General features: G+C 64.6%; 1 protein-coding gene. It reads right to left on the bottom strand.

From position 1 onward, the window contains the following. Positions 1-543 (bottom strand): DUF732 domain-containing protein (locus tag A9X04_RS00320; protein WP_156764156.1); only part of this gene is annotated, 543 nt, incomplete at its 3' end. Positions 544-1,022 lie beyond the last annotated feature (479 nt).

Here is a 1,022-nt window from a genome sequence, read left to right as displayed (position 1 = left end):
CATGTCTCCGGAGGGAAGCGCCATGATTGCCGAGGCGAGCGCCGTGGTGGGCAGGTCCGCGGCTGCAGTGCCGGTGAACTGCTGACCCGCATCGGTTGCGGCGCCGTGCAGATACGCCGCAGGGTGCGTCGGCCCATTCGATGCCGGCGCGGGAGTTACCAAAATGGGAGCGATCTTGCTTTGATCGTGCGGGCAGTAGGCCTCTACTGACGCTGTGATGAATCGGGTCATGGTGGATTCGAGGCGAGCCGGGGGGTAGAGGCGCTCGGCCGGATCCTTGGAGTACGCATTTTTCAGCATCGCGCCCACGACGGTGTTCACCGGAATGCCTCGATCGAGCACAAGACAAATCTTGTGGGCGGTGTCGATCAGGCTTGGGACGCCCTCGATGGCGGGGATGTCTTCCTGGTTGAGAAGCGCCTTGAAAATTTCGTCCTGGTTGGGGTCGGCCACTGCTGCGCCCTCGCGCAGCGTCGCGCCGCCGGTTAGCACCACGCTGACGGCGATGACAGCGCTGGCGCGGCCGGTGATGCGGGTGAACATGAGGAGTTTCCATTCCTGGTAGTGCCGTCAGTCGACGGGCTCGAATCATGAATTACGCCGCGCGCGTGGGTGTCTGGCCAAGCCGTCCGACGCATCGGCGAGATCAGCGAGCGTTGGCGCGCCGGTCGGGCAGCGGCCCCGCGGCCGGCTCGCCGCCGCGGTTCCGCCGAAGAAGCCGATCGAATGGCCCGCCTATCCGTTGAACTCGCCTCAATCGTCGATACGCAATGTGTTTGGATGCCACAGCGCCCGACTCACCACACTGACGGATCGTCGGCGGCGGACGTCAACGGAAAGGTCAGTGGCCAATATCATGGGCGCTCCGCGGCAGGGCAACCCGGAAGGTTGGGCGAGGTTGCACCTCGCTCATTCCGCCAGATCCCAACAGTCGCTGGATGAAGTCTCCAGCAGTGGGCACGCCGCTTGAACACGGCATCTCTGGAGCGTACCGCCGCCGTAACGACCTCCGGTAGGGGCAT

Source organism: Mycobacterium sp. E3247 (assembly GCF_001667785.1).
Taxonomy (GTDB): domain Bacteria; phylum Actinomycetota; class Actinomycetes; order Mycobacteriales; family Mycobacteriaceae; genus Mycobacterium.
Note: the sequence above shows the minus strand (reverse complement) of the source record. Positions and strands in the feature narration are given on the sequence as shown.